Annotated in this window: 15 protein-coding genes and 3 tRNA genes; 4 read left to right on the top strand and 14 right to left on the bottom strand. The window is 74.8% G+C overall.

Annotated features, from left to right (window positions below; translation table 11 throughout):
* Window positions 1-206 precede the first annotated feature (206 nt).
* From JZ5iCDA_RS10140 to nhaA, 3 genes are all read right to left on the bottom strand, one after another.
* Complete coding sequence (locus JZ5iCDA_RS10140; protein WP_171905344.1) at window positions 207-908, bottom strand: CoA transferase subunit B; 702 nt, start codon at window positions 906-908, stop codon at window positions 207-209.
* A gap of 3 nt (window positions 909-911) precedes the next feature.
* The gene (locus JZ5iCDA_RS10135) at window positions 912-1,766 is read right to left on the bottom strand and encodes a CoA transferase subunit A (protein WP_069387057.1); all 855 of its coding nucleotides are present in this window, start codon (window positions 1,764-1,766) and stop codon (window positions 912-914) included.
* Window positions 1,767-1,872: 106 nt separating this feature from the next.
* Window positions 1,873-3,168, bottom strand: coding sequence for a Na+/H+ antiporter NhaA (gene nhaA, locus JZ5iCDA_RS10130; protein ID WP_069387056.1), 1,296 nt, complete (start codon window positions 3,166-3,168; stop codon window positions 1,873-1,875).
* 219 nt (window positions 3,169-3,387) lie between these two features.
* Between nhaA and JZ5iCDA_RS10125 the strand changes: the two genes are divergently transcribed.
* Window positions 3,388-4,164, top strand: coding sequence for a YqeB family protein (locus JZ5iCDA_RS10125; protein WP_139123060.1), 777 nt, complete (start codon window positions 3,388-3,390; stop codon window positions 4,162-4,164).
* 4 nt (window positions 4,165-4,168) lie between these two features.
* On the opposite strand, the gene JZ5iCDA_RS10120 is transcribed toward JZ5iCDA_RS10125, so the two are convergent.
* The 3 genes from JZ5iCDA_RS10120 to JZ5iCDA_RS18840 form a co-directional block, all read right to left on the bottom strand.
* Complete coding sequence (locus tag JZ5iCDA_RS10120; protein WP_069387055.1) at window positions 4,169-4,741, bottom strand: DUF1697 domain-containing protein; 573 nt, start codon at window positions 4,739-4,741, stop codon at window positions 4,169-4,171.
* The gene (locus tag JZ5iCDA_RS18845) at window positions 4,738-5,928 is read right to left on the bottom strand and encodes an amidase family protein (RefSeq protein ID WP_069387054.1); all 1,191 of its coding nucleotides are present in this window, start codon (window positions 5,926-5,928) and stop codon (window positions 4,738-4,740) included. The genes JZ5iCDA_RS10120 and JZ5iCDA_RS18845 overlap by 4 nt, the downstream gene beginning before the upstream one ends.
* Window positions 5,929-6,077: 149 nt before the next feature.
* Window positions 6,078-7,094: a glycosyltransferase family protein gene (locus tag JZ5iCDA_RS18840; RefSeq protein ID WP_069387053.1), complete on the bottom strand. Its 1,017-nt coding sequence runs from the start codon at window positions 7,092-7,094 to the stop codon at window positions 6,078-6,080.
* A 168-nt stretch (window positions 7,095-7,262) separates the two neighbouring features.
* On the opposite strand from JZ5iCDA_RS18840, the gene JZ5iCDA_RS10100 reads away from it, so the two are divergent.
* On the top strand, window positions 7,263-8,066 hold the full coding sequence (locus tag JZ5iCDA_RS10100; protein WP_083259871.1) for an anaerobic ribonucleoside-triphosphate reductase activating protein: 804 nt from the start codon (window positions 7,263-7,265) through the stop codon (window positions 8,064-8,066).
* On the opposite strand, the gene JZ5iCDA_RS10095 is transcribed toward JZ5iCDA_RS10100, so the two are convergent.
* The 4 genes from JZ5iCDA_RS10095 to JZ5iCDA_RS10080 all read right to left on the bottom strand — a co-directional run bounded on the left by JZ5iCDA_RS10095 (window position 8,030) and on the right by JZ5iCDA_RS10080 (window position 10,778).
* Complete coding sequence (locus JZ5iCDA_RS10095) at window positions 8,030-8,431, bottom strand: ectoine synthase (RefSeq protein WP_069387050.1); 402 nt, start codon at window positions 8,429-8,431, stop codon at window positions 8,030-8,032. The genes JZ5iCDA_RS10100 and JZ5iCDA_RS10095 overlap by 37 nt on opposite strands.
* A 29-nt stretch (window positions 8,432-8,460) precedes the next feature.
* Window positions 8,461-9,759: a diaminobutyrate--2-oxoglutarate transaminase gene (gene ectB / locus JZ5iCDA_RS10090; protein ID WP_069387049.1), complete on the bottom strand. Its 1,299-nt coding sequence runs from the start codon at window positions 9,757-9,759 to the stop codon at window positions 8,461-8,463.
* 100 nt (window positions 9,760-9,859) lie between these two features.
* Window positions 9,860-10,456, bottom strand: a complete 597-nt coding sequence (gene ectA / locus JZ5iCDA_RS10085) for a diaminobutyrate acetyltransferase (RefSeq protein ID WP_083259870.1) — start codon at window positions 10,454-10,456, stop codon at window positions 9,860-9,862.
* Window positions 10,457-10,705: 249 nt separating this feature from the next.
* Window positions 10,706-10,778 (bottom strand) — tRNA-Arg (locus tag JZ5iCDA_RS10080).
* Window positions 10,779-11,018: 240 nt separating this feature from the next.
* On the opposite strand from JZ5iCDA_RS10080, the gene JZ5iCDA_RS10075 reads away from it, so the two are divergent.
* Together JZ5iCDA_RS10075 and JZ5iCDA_RS10070 are read left to right on the top strand one after the other, a co-directional pair.
* A complete protein-coding gene (locus tag JZ5iCDA_RS10075; protein WP_069387048.1) occupies window positions 11,019-11,789 on the top strand; it encodes an ABC transporter ATP-binding protein in 771 nt (256 codons plus the stop codon).
* Window positions 11,786-13,159 carry an FtsX-like permease family protein gene (locus JZ5iCDA_RS10070; RefSeq protein WP_069387047.1) on the top strand — a complete coding sequence of 458 codons (1,374 nt, stop codon included), beginning with the start codon at window positions 11,786-11,788 and terminating at the stop codon, window positions 13,157-13,159. The genes JZ5iCDA_RS10075 and JZ5iCDA_RS10070 overlap by 4 nt, the downstream gene beginning before the upstream one ends.
* A 107-nt stretch (window positions 13,160-13,266) precedes the next feature.
* Here the strand turns inward: JZ5iCDA_RS10070 and JZ5iCDA_RS10065 are convergent.
* The 4 genes from JZ5iCDA_RS10065 to JZ5iCDA_RS10050 form a co-directional block, all read right to left on the bottom strand.
* Window positions 13,267-13,358 (bottom strand) — tRNA-Ser (locus tag JZ5iCDA_RS10065).
* A 102-nt stretch (window positions 13,359-13,460) separates the two neighbouring features.
* Complete coding sequence (locus tag JZ5iCDA_RS10060; RefSeq protein WP_069387046.1) at window positions 13,461-14,747, bottom strand: threonine/serine ThrE exporter family protein; 1,287 nt, start codon at window positions 14,745-14,747, stop codon at window positions 13,461-13,463.
* 70 nt (window positions 14,748-14,817) lie between these two features.
* Window positions 14,818-14,902 (bottom strand) — tRNA-Ser (locus tag JZ5iCDA_RS10055).
* A 127-nt stretch (window positions 14,903-15,029) separates the two neighbouring features.
* On the bottom strand, window positions 15,030-15,572 hold the full coding sequence (locus JZ5iCDA_RS10050) for a GTP-binding protein (protein ID WP_069387058.1): 543 nt from the start codon (window positions 15,570-15,572) through the stop codon (window positions 15,030-15,032).
* Window positions 15,573-15,690 lie beyond the last annotated feature (118 nt).

Below are 15,690 nucleotides of genomic sequence, written 5' to 3'. Positions count from 1 at the left end.
CGCGGCGACCGCCCCGAGGTCGGTGGCCGTCATCGCGGCGAGCGACCCGCGCAGCCGGCCCAGCGGCGTGCGGGCGGCCGCGACGACCACGACGTCGTCGGGGCGGGCGGGGGAGAGGGGAGCGGCGCTCATGGCGGGACCTCCAGGGGTGCGGACGGCGGTGTCGGCGGCGGCGCCGGGGGTGTGGCGCCGGTGTGCTCCTCACGCTACTCCGTGGCGGCGGAGCCGGCGGCGGAGCCGGACGTGGTGCCGGCCGCGGCCAGGGGCGCGGGGTCGAGGTCGACGACGAGCTCGGGCTCGGTCGCGGCGCGCACGTCGTCGACGCTCACGCCGGGCGCGGTCTCGCGCAGGACGAGCCCGTCCGGCGTCACGTCGATCACCGCGAGGTCGGTGATGACGCGGTGAACGACGCCGCGTCCGGTGAGCGGGAGCGAGCACGCGTGGAGGAGCTTCGGCGAGCCGTCGCGCGCGACGTGCTCCATGAGCACGATCACGCGAGCGGCGCCGTGCACGAGGTCCATCGCGCCGCCCGGGCCCTTGACCATCTTCCCGGGGATCATCCAGTTGGCGAGGTCGCCCGCCGCGGAGACCTGCATCCCGCCGAGCACGGCCGCGTCGATCTTGCCGCCGCGGATCATGCCGAAGCTCGTCGCCGAGTCGAAGATCGACGCCCCCGGCAGCAGCGTCACGGTCTCCTTGCCGGCGTTGATGAGGTCGGGGTCCACCTCGTCCTCGGTGGGGTACGGGCCGACGCCGAGGATCCCGTTCTCCGACTGGAGCACGAGGTGCCGGCCGGCGGGGACGTGGTTCGGCACGAGGGTCGGCAGGCCGATGCCGAGGTTGACGTACCAGCCGTCCTGGAGCTCGCGCGCCGCGCGTGCGGCCATCTCGTCACGGGTCCGCGGCATCGCTCAGCCCTCCTTCGTGGGACGGACGGTCCGGCGTTCGATGCGCTTCGGCGCGTCGGGGCCCACCTCGACGACGCGGTGGACGAACACGCCCGGCAGGTGCACGGCGTCGGGGTCGATCTCGCCCGGCTCGACCAGCTCCTCGACCTGGGCGACGCACACGCGGCCCGCCATCGCGGCGAGCGGGGAGAAGTTGCGTGCCGAGCGGTGGAACACGAGGTTGCCGTGGCGGTCGCCGCGCACCGCGTGGACGAGCGCGAAGTCGGTCGTGATCGCCTCCTCGAGGACGAACTCCGCCTCGCCCGCGAAGGACCCGTCGCGGCCTCGCGGCCCGACGCCGAACGTGCGGACCTCCTTCGGCGCGCTGGCCTGCGCGACGCCGCCCGCGCCGTCGTACCGCTGCGGCAGCCCGCCCTCGGCGACCTGCGTGCCCACGCCCGTGCGCGTCCAGAAGCCGGCGATCCCGGCGCCGCCCGCACGCAGCTTCTCCGCGAGCGTGCCCTGCGGCGTGAGCTCGAGCTCGAGCTCGCCCGAGAGGAACTGCCGCTCGAACTCCTTGTTCTCCCCGACGTACGAGCTCGTCATCCGGCGGATGCGGCCGGCGCCGAGCAGCACGCCGAGGCCCCAGTCGTCGACGCCGCAGTTGTTGCTCACGACCCACAGGTCCCGCGTCCCCTGGGCGAGCAGCGCCTCGATGAGGGCGATCGGGTTGCCGCACAGACCGAACCCGCCGACGGCGAGCGACGCGCCGTCGGGCACGTCCGCGACCGCCTCGGCGGCGGACGCGACGACCTTGTCCAGGCCGCGGCGCACGGGCGGCGGGGCAGGTGAGGATACGGGCGGACTCGTCAGGCTCATGGCGCGACCTCCTCGTCGGGCCGCCGCCCGCGGGTGGTGGGCGACGGCGCACCGGCCGCGCGGCCTCGGTGCCGCACGGTCCACGACGATCATGCCGCGGACGCCGTCAGTGGTCGAGGCGGTCCCGCTCGTCGCCGATGAAGTCGCGGACGTCGTCGGGCAGGTCGTCGCGGTTCATGTCGTTCGTGCGCGCCCGGCGCGCGTCCCAGCGCAGCGCGACCGCGGCGAGGGCGGCGGCGAGGGTGGACGCGGCGAGGATCGCGATCTTCGCGCCGTCGGTGTGCTCGGCGTCCGGGAAGGAGAGCTCGGCGATGAGGAGCGAGACCGTGAACCCGATGCCGGCGAGCAGGGCGACGGGCAGCAGGTCGCGCACGCCGATGCCGGGCGCGAGGCGCAGCGGGGTGAACCGCGTGACGAGCGCGGTCACGCCGAGGACGCCGACGAGCTTGCCCACCACGAGCCCGACGACGATCGCGAGCACGACCGGCTGGGTCAGGACCTCGCCGACGGGCGTCTCGCCCCCGACGATCGACACCCCCGCGGCGAAGAAGGCGAACACGGGCAGGGCGATGCCCTGGGAGAACGGGCGGATGGTGCGCTCGAACCGGTGCGTGCGGGACTCGCCCTCGCCGTGCACGGCGAGGGCCGGGACGGCGAACCCGAGGAGCACGCCCGCGATGGTGGCGTGCACGCCGGACTCGTGCATGAACGCCCACGCGACGGCGGCGACGGGCAGCAGGAGCCACCAGCGCGTGCGGCGCGCACGCACCAGGACGGCGTAGAGCGCGACGGCGACCAGGGCGAGGCCGAGGTAGGCCCACTGCAGGTCCGCGGTGTAGAAGATCGCGATGATGACGATCGCGAGCAGGTCGTCCACGACGGCGAGGGTGAGCAGGAAGGTGCGGATCGCGACGGGCAGGCCGCGGCCGAACACGGCGAGGACGCCGAGCGCGAACGCGATGTCGGTCGCGGTCGGGATCGCCCATCCGTGCAGCGCGCCGGTGTCGCCCGCAGCGACGAGGACGACCGCGAAGATGATCGCCGGCAGCGCCATGCCGCCGACGGCGGCGAGCATGGGGACGCCGGCCGTCTTCGGGTTGCGCAGGCTGCCGGCGACGAACTCCTGCTTGAGCTCGACGCCGACCACGAAGAAGAAGATCGCGAGCAGGCCGTCCGCGGCCCAGGCGGACAGCGAGAGGTCGAGGTGCAGCGGGGACGACGGCCCGACGACGGTGCTCGAGAGCGTCGCGTACGCCTCGCGCCAGGGCGAGTTGGCCCACACGAGGGCGACGAGGGCCGCGCCGATGAGGAGGGCGCCTCCGGTCGTCTCACGGCTCGCCCAGCGGCGCAGGGGCCCGGGGGCGGACGACGACGGGGCGGTGGCGGGGGAGGCAGCAGTCATGGTTCTCCTGGTGTCGGGAGGGAGGTGACCTCACGGGTCGCGGAAGCAGCCGCCGACCAGACTTCCCGGCACACCGTGGTCGATCCTACGCGGGACGCGGGGACGACGCCCGGCACGTCCGCGGAGCGGTCGCGTACTCCGCGCGGCGGACCGAGGCGCGGGCGGGATCGGCCGCGCGGCCGACGCTGCGACGTGCCGCGACCGGTGACGATGTCCCTCGTGCCCGACGCGACCCCCGCCCCCGAACCCTCCGACCGACCCGGCGAGCAGCCCGCCGTCGTGGGACCGACCACGACGGAGCTCGCCGTGCTCTGGGGCGGCGCACCGCTGCTCGGCGCCGGGCTCGCGTACGGCGCGGTGCGCCTCGCGGGCTGGTACGCCGGTCTCCCGTGGGCGCCGTTTCAGGGACCGGCCGAGCTCGTCGACGACATGCTCGCCGGGCGCGGTCTGCTCGGCGCGCTCGTCGCGGTCGCGCTCGGCGCCGCGGCAGGTCTGCTCCTCGCCGCGCACGCCCGCGAGGACACCGCGGTCGTCACAGTCGCCGCGGACCGGGCGAGCGTCGTCCGGCGCGGCGTCACCACCGAGATCGCGCGCGCCGAGGCGACCGACGTGTTCGTCGACCGGACGGTGCTCGTCGTGCTCGGCGAGCGCGACGGGCACGGCTCCGCGGAGCTCGCGCACGTCGTCACCGAGCTCGAGGCACCGCGCCTGGCCGCCGCGTTCCGCGCCCAGGGCTGGCCGTGGCGCGACGAGGACCCGCACGCGGGGGCGTTCCGCCGCTGGGTCGCGGGCGACCCCGCGCTGCCGCCGAGCGCCGACGCCGTCCTGCGCGCCCGCTCCGCGATGCTCGAGGCCGGGAAGGACGACGACGTCGCCGACCTGCGCCGCGAGCTCGGGCGCCTCGGCGTCGTCGTGCGCGACGCCGGGAAGGTCCAGCACTGGCGCCCGGCGCGCGTCGTGCAGGACCAGCCGGGCGACGACGCCCACCCGGCGTAGCGCGTCAGGGCGTCTCGCCCGCCGCCTCGACCTCGTACGCCGTCGCGAGCAAACGCGTGACGGTGTTCACGTTCCGCCCCGTGACGGAGGTGCCCGCGGCGCGCGCGAGGACGGGGGTGGTGAGCCTCGACCGCCCGATGCCGTCGGGGTAGTGCACCCAGAGCACGCCGCGCGCGGCGGCGACCTCCTCGGGGCCGGGGTGCTCCGTGGCGAGCCGGGCGACGCCGTCGGCGTCGACGTCGCGCTCGCCGACGAGCACCTGGACGCGGGACGGCGTCTCGCGCGACGCGTCGGGGAACGGGTTCGCCGCGAGCACCTCGGCGAGCCGCGCGGTCGTGAGGACGGCGACCGCCGCGTCGACGCCGAAGCGGTCGGCCACGCCCGCGCGCACGAGGCGCGCGACGTCGTCGGCGGTGGCGGCACCGGAGGCGCCGGCCGCCACCACGAGGTTGCCGCTGTTGACGACGGTCCGGTTGCCCGCGAACCCGAGCTCGGCGGACAGGGCGCGCAGCGCGGTCGAGGGGACGGAGCGGCCGCCGACGTTGACGGCGAACAGGAGGGCGGCGTAGGCGGTCACGACGTCTCCGGGGGCCGGCGGTGGGCCCAGGGTGCCGCCTCCTCCAGGCGGGCGGCCAGGGCGAGGAGCAGGGCGTCCGCGCCGTGCGCGGCGCCGAGCATCACCCCGACGGGCAGCGTGACGGGCGCGCCGGCGTCGTCCGGCACGACGGCTTCCCCGAGCGGCAGGCTCACGGCGGGACGCCCGGTGAGGTTCCACATGCTCGTCCAGGGCGTGAAGGCGGTCTGCGCGGCGAAGTCCGCGGCGGGGTCGTCGTCGAGGCGCTGGGTGCCGACCGGGGCGGGGAGCTGCGCGAGCGTGGGGGAGACGACGACGTCGACGTCCGCCCACGCGGTGGCGACGTCGCGCGTGAGCGCCTGGACGCCCGCGAGAGCGGTCGCGTACTCCAGGCCCGACGTCGCCCGGCCGCGCTCGCGCAGCCAGCGCGTGAGCGGGACGAGCCGCTCCTCGTCCTGCGCCGGCACGGGGGCGGTCAGCGCCCCGACGGACCACAGCGCGGCGAAGGCGTCCCACCGCTCGGCGTCGAACGGCGGGCCGACCTCGACGACGTCGTGCCCCATCCCGGCGAGCAGCGTCGCGGTCTCGCGCGCGGCCGCGACGCACGCGGGGTGCACCGGCGCGCCCGGCGCCACGACGGGGTCGAGGAGGAGGCCGACACGCAGCGGTCGCGTCGCGGCCCCGGTCGCGGCGAGGAACGACACGGGGGCCTCGCCGGTCCACCAGGTGGCGGCCCCGCCGCGGGGCGTCGTCCCGGCCACCGGTCCGGCGACGAACGTGTCGCCCGGCCACGGGCGCGCGAGCACGTCGAGGAACGCGGCCGTGTCCCGCACCGACCGGGTGAGCACGCCGTGCGTCGCGAGCCCGGCGCCGTCGACGGAGAGCGGGCCCGGGCTCACCCGCCCGCGCGACGGCTTGAGCCCGACGAGCCCGCACGCGCTCGCCGGGATCCGGATCGACCCGCCGCCGTCGCTCCCGTGCGCGGCGTACTGCGAGTCGGACTCGATGAGGAGGGGGTCGGCGCCGGGGTGCGCGCGGACCGCCTGGAGGAGGGCGGTCAGCTCGGCGACCTGGTTGGTGCCGCTCGCCGCGCCGCCGGAGTCGAAGGACCCGTCGTGGTTGATCCACGCCCATCCGATGGCCCCGCCCGGGTTGCTCAGGCACGAGCCGTCGGTGCTGACAGTGATCACTGCGCTTCCTCGATCCCGCTTCTCGATCACGAATCTCCTCCGCCGGGGCGGGGAGGTGAATGCGTCGGCGCTCATTCTCCCCCGCCGGAGGGGGTGCGCGGCGCAACGGTCCGCCTGCCGGAGCGTCGGCCGGCGCGTTCGGGGGAACATCAGGGACGAACCGGGGGGATACCCCATGGTGCCGGGGTCCCGGCTCCCGGAGGCTGGTTCGCATGGTCGACGGGATCGTGGCGCTGTGGGGTCAGCTCGAGGCGTGGGTGCTCGCGCTCGTCGACTCGGCGTGGGCGCTGCCGACGCTGCTCGCGACGACGGCGCTCGACGGCTTCTTCCCGCCCGTCCCCGGCGAGACGGTGGTCGTGTCCCTCGCCGTCGCCGCGCAGGCGGGTGGCGGCGTCGCCTGGTGGGTCGTGGTGCTCGTCGCCGCGATCGGCGCGTGGTGCGGGGACCAGCTCGCGTACGCGGTCGGGCGCGCCGTCGGCACCGACCGGGTGCGGGCGCTGCGCCGCCCGCGCGGGCGCCGGCGCGGCGCGGCCCCGGCCGAGGTACCCCGTGAACACGGTCCGCCGCGCGACGACGTCGGGCAGCGCGTACTCGACGAGCGGGTCGTAGACGCGCGCGTCGCCGTACACCCACACCTCGTCGTAGAGGCGCTCGACGACGGACGTGCTGCGCTGGTCGTCCCACTCGCGCACCGCGACCTCGGGCACGTCGAGCACGTCGCGCAGGCCGAGGACGCACGCCGTCCGCCCCCGTGCCCGGAGGCGCTCGAGCGCCGGGCGCAGCTCGCCGCCGACGCCGAGCGGCACCTTGTCGACGACGAGCACGTCGGGGTCGAAGGCCGCGAGCGCCCCGTCGAGGACGCCGGCGCGCACGGCGACGACGTCCTCGAGCGTGCCGCCCCAGCGCCGCGGCCCGTACCCGGTGGCAGGGTCCTTCGCGACGCCGGGCAGCGTGACGACCTCGGTGCGCGGCGGCAGCGGCAGGCTCGTGGCCTCGGCGGCGCCCGACAGCAGGAGGACGTCGACGTCCGGGTCCGCGGCGACGACGGCGCGGGCGAGCAGCGACGTGCGGCGCACGTGGCCGAGGCCCTGCGTGTCGTGCGAGTACAGCGCGACCCGGCGGCGGGCGCGCGGCCCGGCGGCGAGAGGGAGGTCGGGTGCCGTCATGGTGGCCACCCTGACGACGCGCGGTGAGACGTCCGTGAACGCGGTGTGAGAGCTCTCTCATGCCGCCACCAGCGCGATCACGCCATGTGAAGCCCTTCACATGGCGTAGGGTGGCGACGTCACCGTCACCGGCGGGAGGTGGGCGCCTCGGACCGGAAGGAAGCGCCCATGGCACACGTCGACGTCGCGAGCACGTCCCCGACCACCTCGACCCTGTCCCGGACCTCGCCCCTGGCTGACCTCGTCGTCGCGTGCCGGCCCTGGATCTCGACCGTCGACTGGCCAGGCGTCCTCGCCGCGACCGTCTCCACGCAGGGGTGCCCGTGGCGCTGCGCGTCGTGCCACGGCCCCGGGCTCCAGGACGTCCTGGCGCCAGGCACGTCGGCGACCTCCGACGCCATGGACTGGCCGGGCGTCGTCGCGTGGCTGCGGCACCGGCGTGCCCTGCTGGACGGCGTCGTGCTCTCCGGCGGGGAGCCGACGCTCCACGCCGGCCTGCCGGACGCGGTCGCCGAGGTGCGTTCGCTCGGCCTCGGCATCGGGCTGCTCACGAGCGGCGTGTGGCCCGCCCGGCTCGCGCGGCTGCTGCCGCTCGTCGACTGGGTGGGTCTCGAGGTCAAGCACCTGCCGTCGCGGTACGCCGCGACGACGGGCAGCGCGTCGTCGGCGCGCCGGGCGTTCGAGTCCCTCGCTGTGCTGCTGCGCTCGGGCGTCGACCACGAGGTGCGGACGACCGTCGACCCGGTCGCCCACACCCGGGCCGACCTCCTCGCGCTCGGCGAGCACCTGCGCAGCCTCGGCGTCCGCCGCTGGGCGCTGTACGACCCCCGCACCGACGGCGCCGACCCGGGCTGGGTGGCGGCCGTCGGCGGGCGGGGGATCGACGACGTGCTCGAGGAGGCCGACCTCGCGTGGGCGACCCGGCGCCGGCGCCGTCAGGCCGTCGCCGGCTCCTCGGTGACGAGCGGGTAGACGCCGTCCTCGTCGTGCACCTCACGACCGGTGACCGGCGGGTTGAACACGCACACGCACGTGATGTCCGTCCGCGGGCGGACCTTGTGCTTGTCGTGGTCGTCCAGCAGGTACAGCGTGCCGGGCGCGAGCGGGTGCACCTCGCCGGTGGCGAGGTCCTCGATCTCGCCCTCGCCGGACGTGACGAACACCGCCTCGACGTGGTTCGCGTACCAGAAGGTGCTTTCGGTCCCGGCGTACAGGGTGGTCTCGTGGACCGAGAAGCCGACGCCCTCCTTGGCCAGCACGAGACGCTTGCTGCGCCAGCTCTCGGCCTGGACGTCGGCGTCGGTGCCGGTGATCTCGTCGATGGTGCGCACGATCATGGGGAACCTCCGGGGATGTCGGGGCGAGGTCAGGACAGGACGGCGGCGAGCGACGCGTCGAGGATCGACAGGCCGCGACGCAACTCCTCGTCGGTGATCGTCAGCGGCGGGAGCAGCTTGACGACCTCACCGGAGGGACCGGACGTCTCCATGAGCAGGCCTCGCGCGAAGGCCTCCTCGCAGACCCGGCCCGCCGTCTCGCCGTCGGCCGTTTGCAGCCCGCGTGCCAGCCCGCGGCCCTTCGAGGCGAGCCCGTGGTCGGGGTAGCGCGCGACGAGCGTGTTGAAGTGCGACTCGACGAGCGCGCCCTTCGCCGTCGTCGAGCGCTCGAGCGCGTCGTCGGACCAGTAGGTGCGGATCGCCTCCGCGGCCGTGGCGAACGCGGGGGCGAAGCCGCGGAACGTGCCGTTGTGCTCGCCCGGCTCCCACACGTCCAGCTCCGGCCGGATGAGGGTGAGCGCCATCGGCAGCCCGTACCCGGAGATCGACTTCGACAGGCAGACGATGTCCGGGACGATCCCGGCCTCCTCGAAGCTGAAGAACTTCCCGGTGCGGCCGCAGCCCATCTGGATGTCGTCGACGATGAGCAGGATCCCGTGGCGCGTGCACAGGTCCGCGAGGCCGCGCAGCCACTCGGCCCGGGCCGCGTTGATGCCGCCCTCGCCCTGCACCGTCTCGACGATGACCGCCGCGGGCTCGTTGAGCCCGCTGCCGCCGTCGCCGAGGAGGCGCTCCAGGTAGACGAAGTCGGGCACGTCGCCGTCGAAGTAGTCGTCGTACGGCATGGGCGTCGCGTGGACGAGCGGGACGCCCGCTCCCCCGCGCTTCATCGAGTTCCCCGTCACGGACAGTGCGCCCAGCGTCATGCCGTGGAACGCGTTGGTGAACGTGATGACCGACTCGCGGCCCGTCACCTTGCGGGCGAGCTTGAGCGCCGCCTCGACGGCGTTCGCGCCGCCGGGGCCGGGGAACACGACCTTGTGGTCGAGGCCGCGCGGACGCAGGATCGTCGACTCGAACGTCTCGAGGAACTCGCGCCGTGCGCTCGTCAGCATGTCGAGGCTGTGCACCATGCGGTCGTCGAGCAGGTAGTCGACGAGGACCTTCTTGAGGCGTGGCTCGTTGTGCCCGTAGTTGAGCGAGCCGGCGCCCGCGAAGAAGTCGAGGTACTCGGTGCCGTCCTCGGCGGTGACCGTGGCGCCTCGGGCACGGTCGAACACGACGGGCCACGCACGTGAGTAGCTGCGGACTCCGGACTCCAGTGCCGTGAACCCGGTCGGGTCGTCGGCGGCGTACGCGTCGGCGGTCGGGAGTGTCGGGGTAGTCACGAAGGAGTGCTCCTTGTGGTGGTGCGCACGGGTGCGAGACGTGGAGGGGCTGCGGCGTCACCCGCGCGCCGGACCGGCGCAGCCCGAGGTCTGCGGTGGCTCAGCGTGGGTGCACGCCGTCGATGACGAGCATCGGCTCGTCGGCGTGCGCGTCGGGGAACTGGTCGGCGGTGAACAGCGGCGTGGTGGCGATGGCGGCGCCACGGCGCGCCGCCCAGCGGACGAAGAGGGTGCGCGAGGCGACGTTCTCCTCGGCGACGGTCGTCTTCACGGTGGTGACGTCGGGCGCCGCGTCGACCAGCGCGTCGAGCAGCCGGCCGGCGATCCCGCGCCCGCGGACGGCCTCGTCCACGGCGACCTGCCACACGAACAGGTGCGCGACGTCGTCGGGCAGGCGGTAGCCCGTCACGAACCCGACGACGCGCCCTCCCTCGAGCGCCCCGGCGTCGGGGACGACGGCGACCCGGCAGGTCTCCGCGAAGTGCTCCGCGAGCAGCAGGTAGGCGTACGACGAGTTCAGGTCGAGCTCGCCGGAGTCGCGCGCGACGCGCCACATGGCGGCGCCGTCGGCCCGCGTCGGGCGGCGGACCGTCACGGGCGCCGCGCCGAGGGGGTCGGCGGGCGCGGCAGCGGTGTCGCTGCCGGTCGTGCTTCGGGTCGAAGGGGCGGTGGGCGCGGCGTTCGTCGTCGTGTCCATACCGCCGACGACCCTAGGCACATCCCGGCCGGTGCCGCACCTGTCGATGGCGAATTCATGACCATCTGAGCGCCCTAAGGCCGGGGACTATCCGCGTCATCGTGCGGATATCGGCACGTTCGTCACGATCCGATCACGTAGCCGTCGCGCGTCTCCCATGGTGAGACCGCGCGCCTCGGTGCGCCCGCAAGGCGAGTGCGGGTACAACGACGAACGGCCCCACCCGGAGGGTGGGGCCGTTCGTGTCGGTGCGCCCGGAGGGATTCGAACCCCCAACCTTCTGATCCGTAGTCAGATGCTCTATCCGTTGAGCTACGGGCGCTGGTCCTGCAACCGCTGATCGCTCACCGGCCGTCGAGAACACTACCGCGTCCGGCGGGCGAACCCAAACCGGTACCGGCACCGTGGGCCCGGAGGTGACCGACGCCACGGTCGCCGGCCGGGCCGTTCCGGTGTCGTCCTCGCGCAGCACCGCCCGTCCACCCACGGTCGGACCCGGGCTCCGAGAGGTCCCGCCCTCAGCCCGACGCGGCAGCATCCGTGCCGGCCGGACGATCGTGGCATGACGTTCACCGGTCCCGCTCCCGCCCCCGGCGGCTCGCCCCTCGTCGCGAGCGGCCTCACCAAGGTCTACGGCACCGCCCTGGCCGCCACGCACGCCCTCGCCGGCGTGAGCCTCACCGTCCATCCCGGCGAGTCGCTCGCGATCATGGGCCCGTCCGGCTCCGGCAAGACGACCCTGCTGCACTGCCTCGCGGGGATCGTCACGCCCACCTCCGGCTCCGTCGCGTGGCGCGGCGAGGACCTCACGACGCTGTCCGAGGCGCGCCGCACCGTGCTGCGCCGCAACGACTTCGGCTTTGTGTTCCAGTCCGGCCAGCTGCTGCCCGAGCTGCCCGCGGTCGAGAACGCGGCGCTGCCGCTCATGCTCGCGGGCACGTCGCGCACCGAGGCGACCGCCGTCGCGGCACGCTGGCTCGCGCACCTCGGCCTCGCAGGCATGGAGCAGCGGCGTCCCGGCGAGCTGTCGGGCGGCCAGGCGCAGCGCGTCGCGATCGCCCGCGCGCTCGTCGGCTCGCCCGGCGTCGTCTTCGCCGACGAGCCCACCGGCGCGCTCGACCAGACGACCGGAGCCGAGGTGCTCGACGTCCTCACGCAGGCCACGCGCGCGTCGGGCGCGGCGCTCGTCGTCGTCACGCACGACGCCGGGGTCGCGCGCCACTGCTCGCGCACCGTGACGATGCGCGACGGGCTCGTCTCGGGCGAGTTCCACGCGCCCGGCACCACGGCGCTGCCGACGGCTCACGGGACGAGTCAGGAGAGCGCGCGATGAGGACGGTAGACCTCTGGTGGCTCCTGCGCCGGCGCAGCGCGGACGACCGCGACCCGCAGGGCATGACCAACGTCCTCGCGGTCATCGCGTTCGCCGCGACGACGGCGGTCCTGCTCGTGGTCGTCGGCGGCTTCGGCGCCTTCCTCGACCGCGCGGGCGGCTTCGAGGGCGTGACCGAGGGCGCGAACGGCCCCGTCACGGAGTACGCGACCCAGTACCCGATCTTCGCGGGCATCGCGTCGCTCCTGCTGCTCATCCCGCTCGTCACGCTCGGCGGCGCTGCCGCCCGCCTCGCCGTCGCCCGCCGGGACGCGCGTCTCGCGGCGCTGCGCCTCGCCGGCGCCACGACGCGCCAGGTCACGACGCTCACCGTGCTCGACGCCGCGGCGCAGGCCGTGACCGGCGCGCTCGTCGGGCTCGTCGGCTACGGCGCGCTGCTGCCGCTCGTCGCCCAGCTGCGGTTCCAGGGCCGCACGTTCGACATCGCCGAGCTGTGGGTCGGGGTGCCCGCCCTGCTGGCCGCCGTTGTACTCGTCGTGGCGGTCGCGCTCGTGTCGTCCCTCGTGAGCCTGCGCCGGGTCGCCATCACGCCGCTCGGCGTCGCGGCCCGCGTCACGCCTCCGGGCCTCAAGGCCGTGCGCCTGCTCGCCACGGGCGCCGCGTTCGTCGCCATGATCGTCGCGACCAACCTGTCGTTCGGCTCCACCGCCGTCGCGATCACCGTCGTCGTCGGCATCCTGCTCGTGGGCTTCGCGACGCTCAACCTCGTCGGCCCGTTCACCATCTGGGTCGTCGGGCGGATCACCGCCGGCACCGCGCGCCGCGTCCCGACGCTGCTCGCCGGGCGGCGCATCGTCGACGACCCGAAGACGGCATGGCGCTCGGTCGGCGGCGTCGCGCTCGCGACGTTTATCGCCGGCATCGCGAGCATCTTCGCCCTCTTCGACACGGCCGCGGTGACCGACCCGGCAGAGATCGAGTTCCTCACCGACCTCAAGACCGGCGGCTTCCTCACCCTCGCGATCGCCGGCGTGCTCGCCGCCGTGTCCACGGGCGTCATGCAGGCCGGCCGCGTCATCGACCAGCGCGGCGAGTACCGCACGCTCGTCCTCGCCGGCACCGACCTCCGCACCCTCGACCGGGCGCGGTTCCGCGAGACGCTCGTGCCGCTCTCGGTGAGCGTCGGCGTCGCGACGGTCATGGCGCTCATGTTCATGGTGCCGATCATCGGGTTCAACGCGTTCGCGAACGTGGACGTCGTCGTGCAGTTCCTGCTGTGCGTCGCGGCGGCCTCGGGGCTCGTGCTCGCCGGGGCGGGGGCGTCGCGGTTCGTCGTCCGCTCCGTGCTCGCGACGTCGGGCGCGGCGTAGCCGCCGGACCGGGCCCGGCGGTCCGTCGGGCCCGGTCGCACAGCCTTCCGGCCACCCGTTCCCGGGCAACAGAAAAGGCCCCGGGCGCTTGGCAGCCGGGACCTTCCTGGCGGAGACGGAGGGATTTGAACCCTCGAACGGGTTGCCCCGTTACCACCTTAGCAGGGTGGCGCACTAGACCTGACTATGCGACGTCTCCTCGCGGGCCGGGCCTGAGGCCGGGATGGTGCACCCGCGTCGCCCAGGGTACCGGCGGCTCGCCGCGCGTCCAAACCGTGCCGGCCCGCTGCTCGGAACCGGCCTACCGCTCGAACGTCCACTCGCGGTCGGTGAGCATGCGGGCGACGGCGAGCCCGATCGCCAGCGCGACGATGACGAGGCCCGCCTCGACCGCGTAGCCGAGGGCCTGCGCCGTCGTGCCGGTGTTGAACTCGTAGACCGCCCGGTACGCGGTGACGCCCGGGACCATGATGACGACGGCCGGCACCGACACGGTGATGCGCGGCACGCGCATCGCGGGCGCGACCGCGGCGGCGAGCAGCCCCACCAGGAGCGCGGCCGCCGCGGCGGCCGCCTGGGGGAACACGTCGGCGTCGACGAGCGCGAGCCGTCCGACGTTCGCCACCGCCCCGATCGCGGCGGCGCCGACGGCCATCGCCCAGGGGCTGTTGAACATCAGCGCGAACCCGAGCACGCCGAGGAAGCTCGCGAGCGTGCGCAGCGCGAGCAGCAGGGTCGGGTCGATGGCGGGCGGCGGCACGGGGTCGGGCGCGAGGCCCGCGACCGCGGAGAACCCCCACACCGCGAGCGCGGCCGACGCGAGCAGCACGAGGGCGTACGTGAGCCGCGCGACACCGGCCGAGAAGTCGAGCTTGGCCAGGTCGAGCGCGCCCGTGACGAGCGCGAAGCCCGGGACGAGGAACAGCACCGCCGAGACGTACCCCGCCTCGTGGTTGCGCGAGACGCCGGCGAGGTCGGACAGCGCGAGGACGAGGGCGAGGTAGGCGATGCTCGCGGTCGCGGCCGCGAGCATCGTGACCCCGAACTGGTTGATTCCCCGGTGCAGCATGGTGCGCCGGACCGCCTGCCCGAGCGCCGCCGCGACGAGCACCGCACCGCACTCGACGACTCCCCCGTTGTTGAGGAACGCGAAGGCCGCGCACGCCATCCCGGCCCACAGGGCGTTGAGGAGCGTCCCGTACAGCAGCGGCTTGCCGGCGATGCGGTCCAGCCCCGCCTCGACGGACGCGAGGTCGGCCCTCGGCGGGAGCGACGACGTGAACCGCTCCAGCTCGCCGAGCCGGTCCGCGTCGATGCCCACGGACCGCGCCTCGGTGAGCTCGGTGCGGAAGATCGGCCCCTGGTGGGACGTCGCGGTGATCTCGGTCAGCGTGACGTGCGCCGCGACGCGGTCGATGCCCAGCGCCCGCCCGACCCGCGACATGTGCTCCTTGACCCGGTAGCTGCCCGTCCCGGCCGAGAGCGCGAGCCGCCCGACGCGCAGGACGGCACCCGAGCGGCGGATCAGCTCGACGGGCTCGAGCGCGGACTCGTCGGCGAACGGACGGCGGTACGGCTCGGACGTCACCCCGCCATCCTCGCGCACGGCGACGCGCACGGCACCCGCCGAAGGTCCCGGGCCACCAGGCCGGGAGGAGCGGAGGGCGAGGGATTCGAACCCCCGGTGCGTTGCCGCACAACGGTTTTCAAGACCGTCACATTAGGCCGCTCTGTCAGCCCTCCCCGAGCCTCGCGGCTCAGCGTGCCATTCTGGCACGTCACGGCCACGGGCGCCGACGCCCGGGGACGACGACGGCGGGCTGCCCGGGGTGGGCGGCCCGCCGTCGTGGAGGTGCGTCGTGCGGGGCGGTCAGGCCGCGCCGCGGAGCTGACGCATCGCGAGCTGCACGAGCGCGATGAGCGTCTGCTTGGTCGCGGCGCGCGACCGGGCGTCCGTGTACAGCATGGGCACGTGCGCCGGGATCTGCAGGGCCTCGCGCACGTCCTCGAGCCGGTGCTTGGCGACGCCGTCGAAGCAGTTCACGCCGACGACGAACGGGATGTTGCGCGACTCGAAGTAGTCGATCGCCGGGAAGCACTGCTCGAGGCGGTCGGTGTCGACGAGCACGACCGCACCGATCGCGCCGCGGACCAGGTCGTCCCACATGAAGAGGAAGCGGTCCTGGCCCGGCGTGCCGAACAGGTAGAGCCACAGGTTGCCCGGGAGCGAGACGCGCCCGAAGTCCATCGCGACCGTCGTCGTCGTCTTGCGGTCGCTCACGCCGCCCGCGTCGTCGACGCCGACCGAGTGCTCCGTCATGGCCGCCTCGGTGTTCAGGGGCTCGACGTCCGAGATCGAGCCGATGAACGTCGTCTTGCCGACCGCAAAGCCACCGGCGACGACAATCTTCACGACCGTCGGGGCCGTGCGCTGCTCACCCGACGCGGGGCGGGCCTGGCCGCCGGCGGCCGGCTGCGCGGCCGTGGGCTGCGGAGCCGTGCGCGGCTGCTGGACGGGCGCGGCGGTCGTC

The sequence above is a fragment of the Cellulosimicrobium cellulans genome (assembly GCF_001722485.1).
Lineage (GTDB): Bacteria > Actinomycetota > Actinomycetes > Actinomycetales > Cellulomonadaceae > Cellulosimicrobium > Cellulosimicrobium cellulans_A.
The sequence above is the reverse complement of the archived record's forward strand: the minus strand, read 5'-3'. Positions and strand labels throughout refer to the sequence as shown.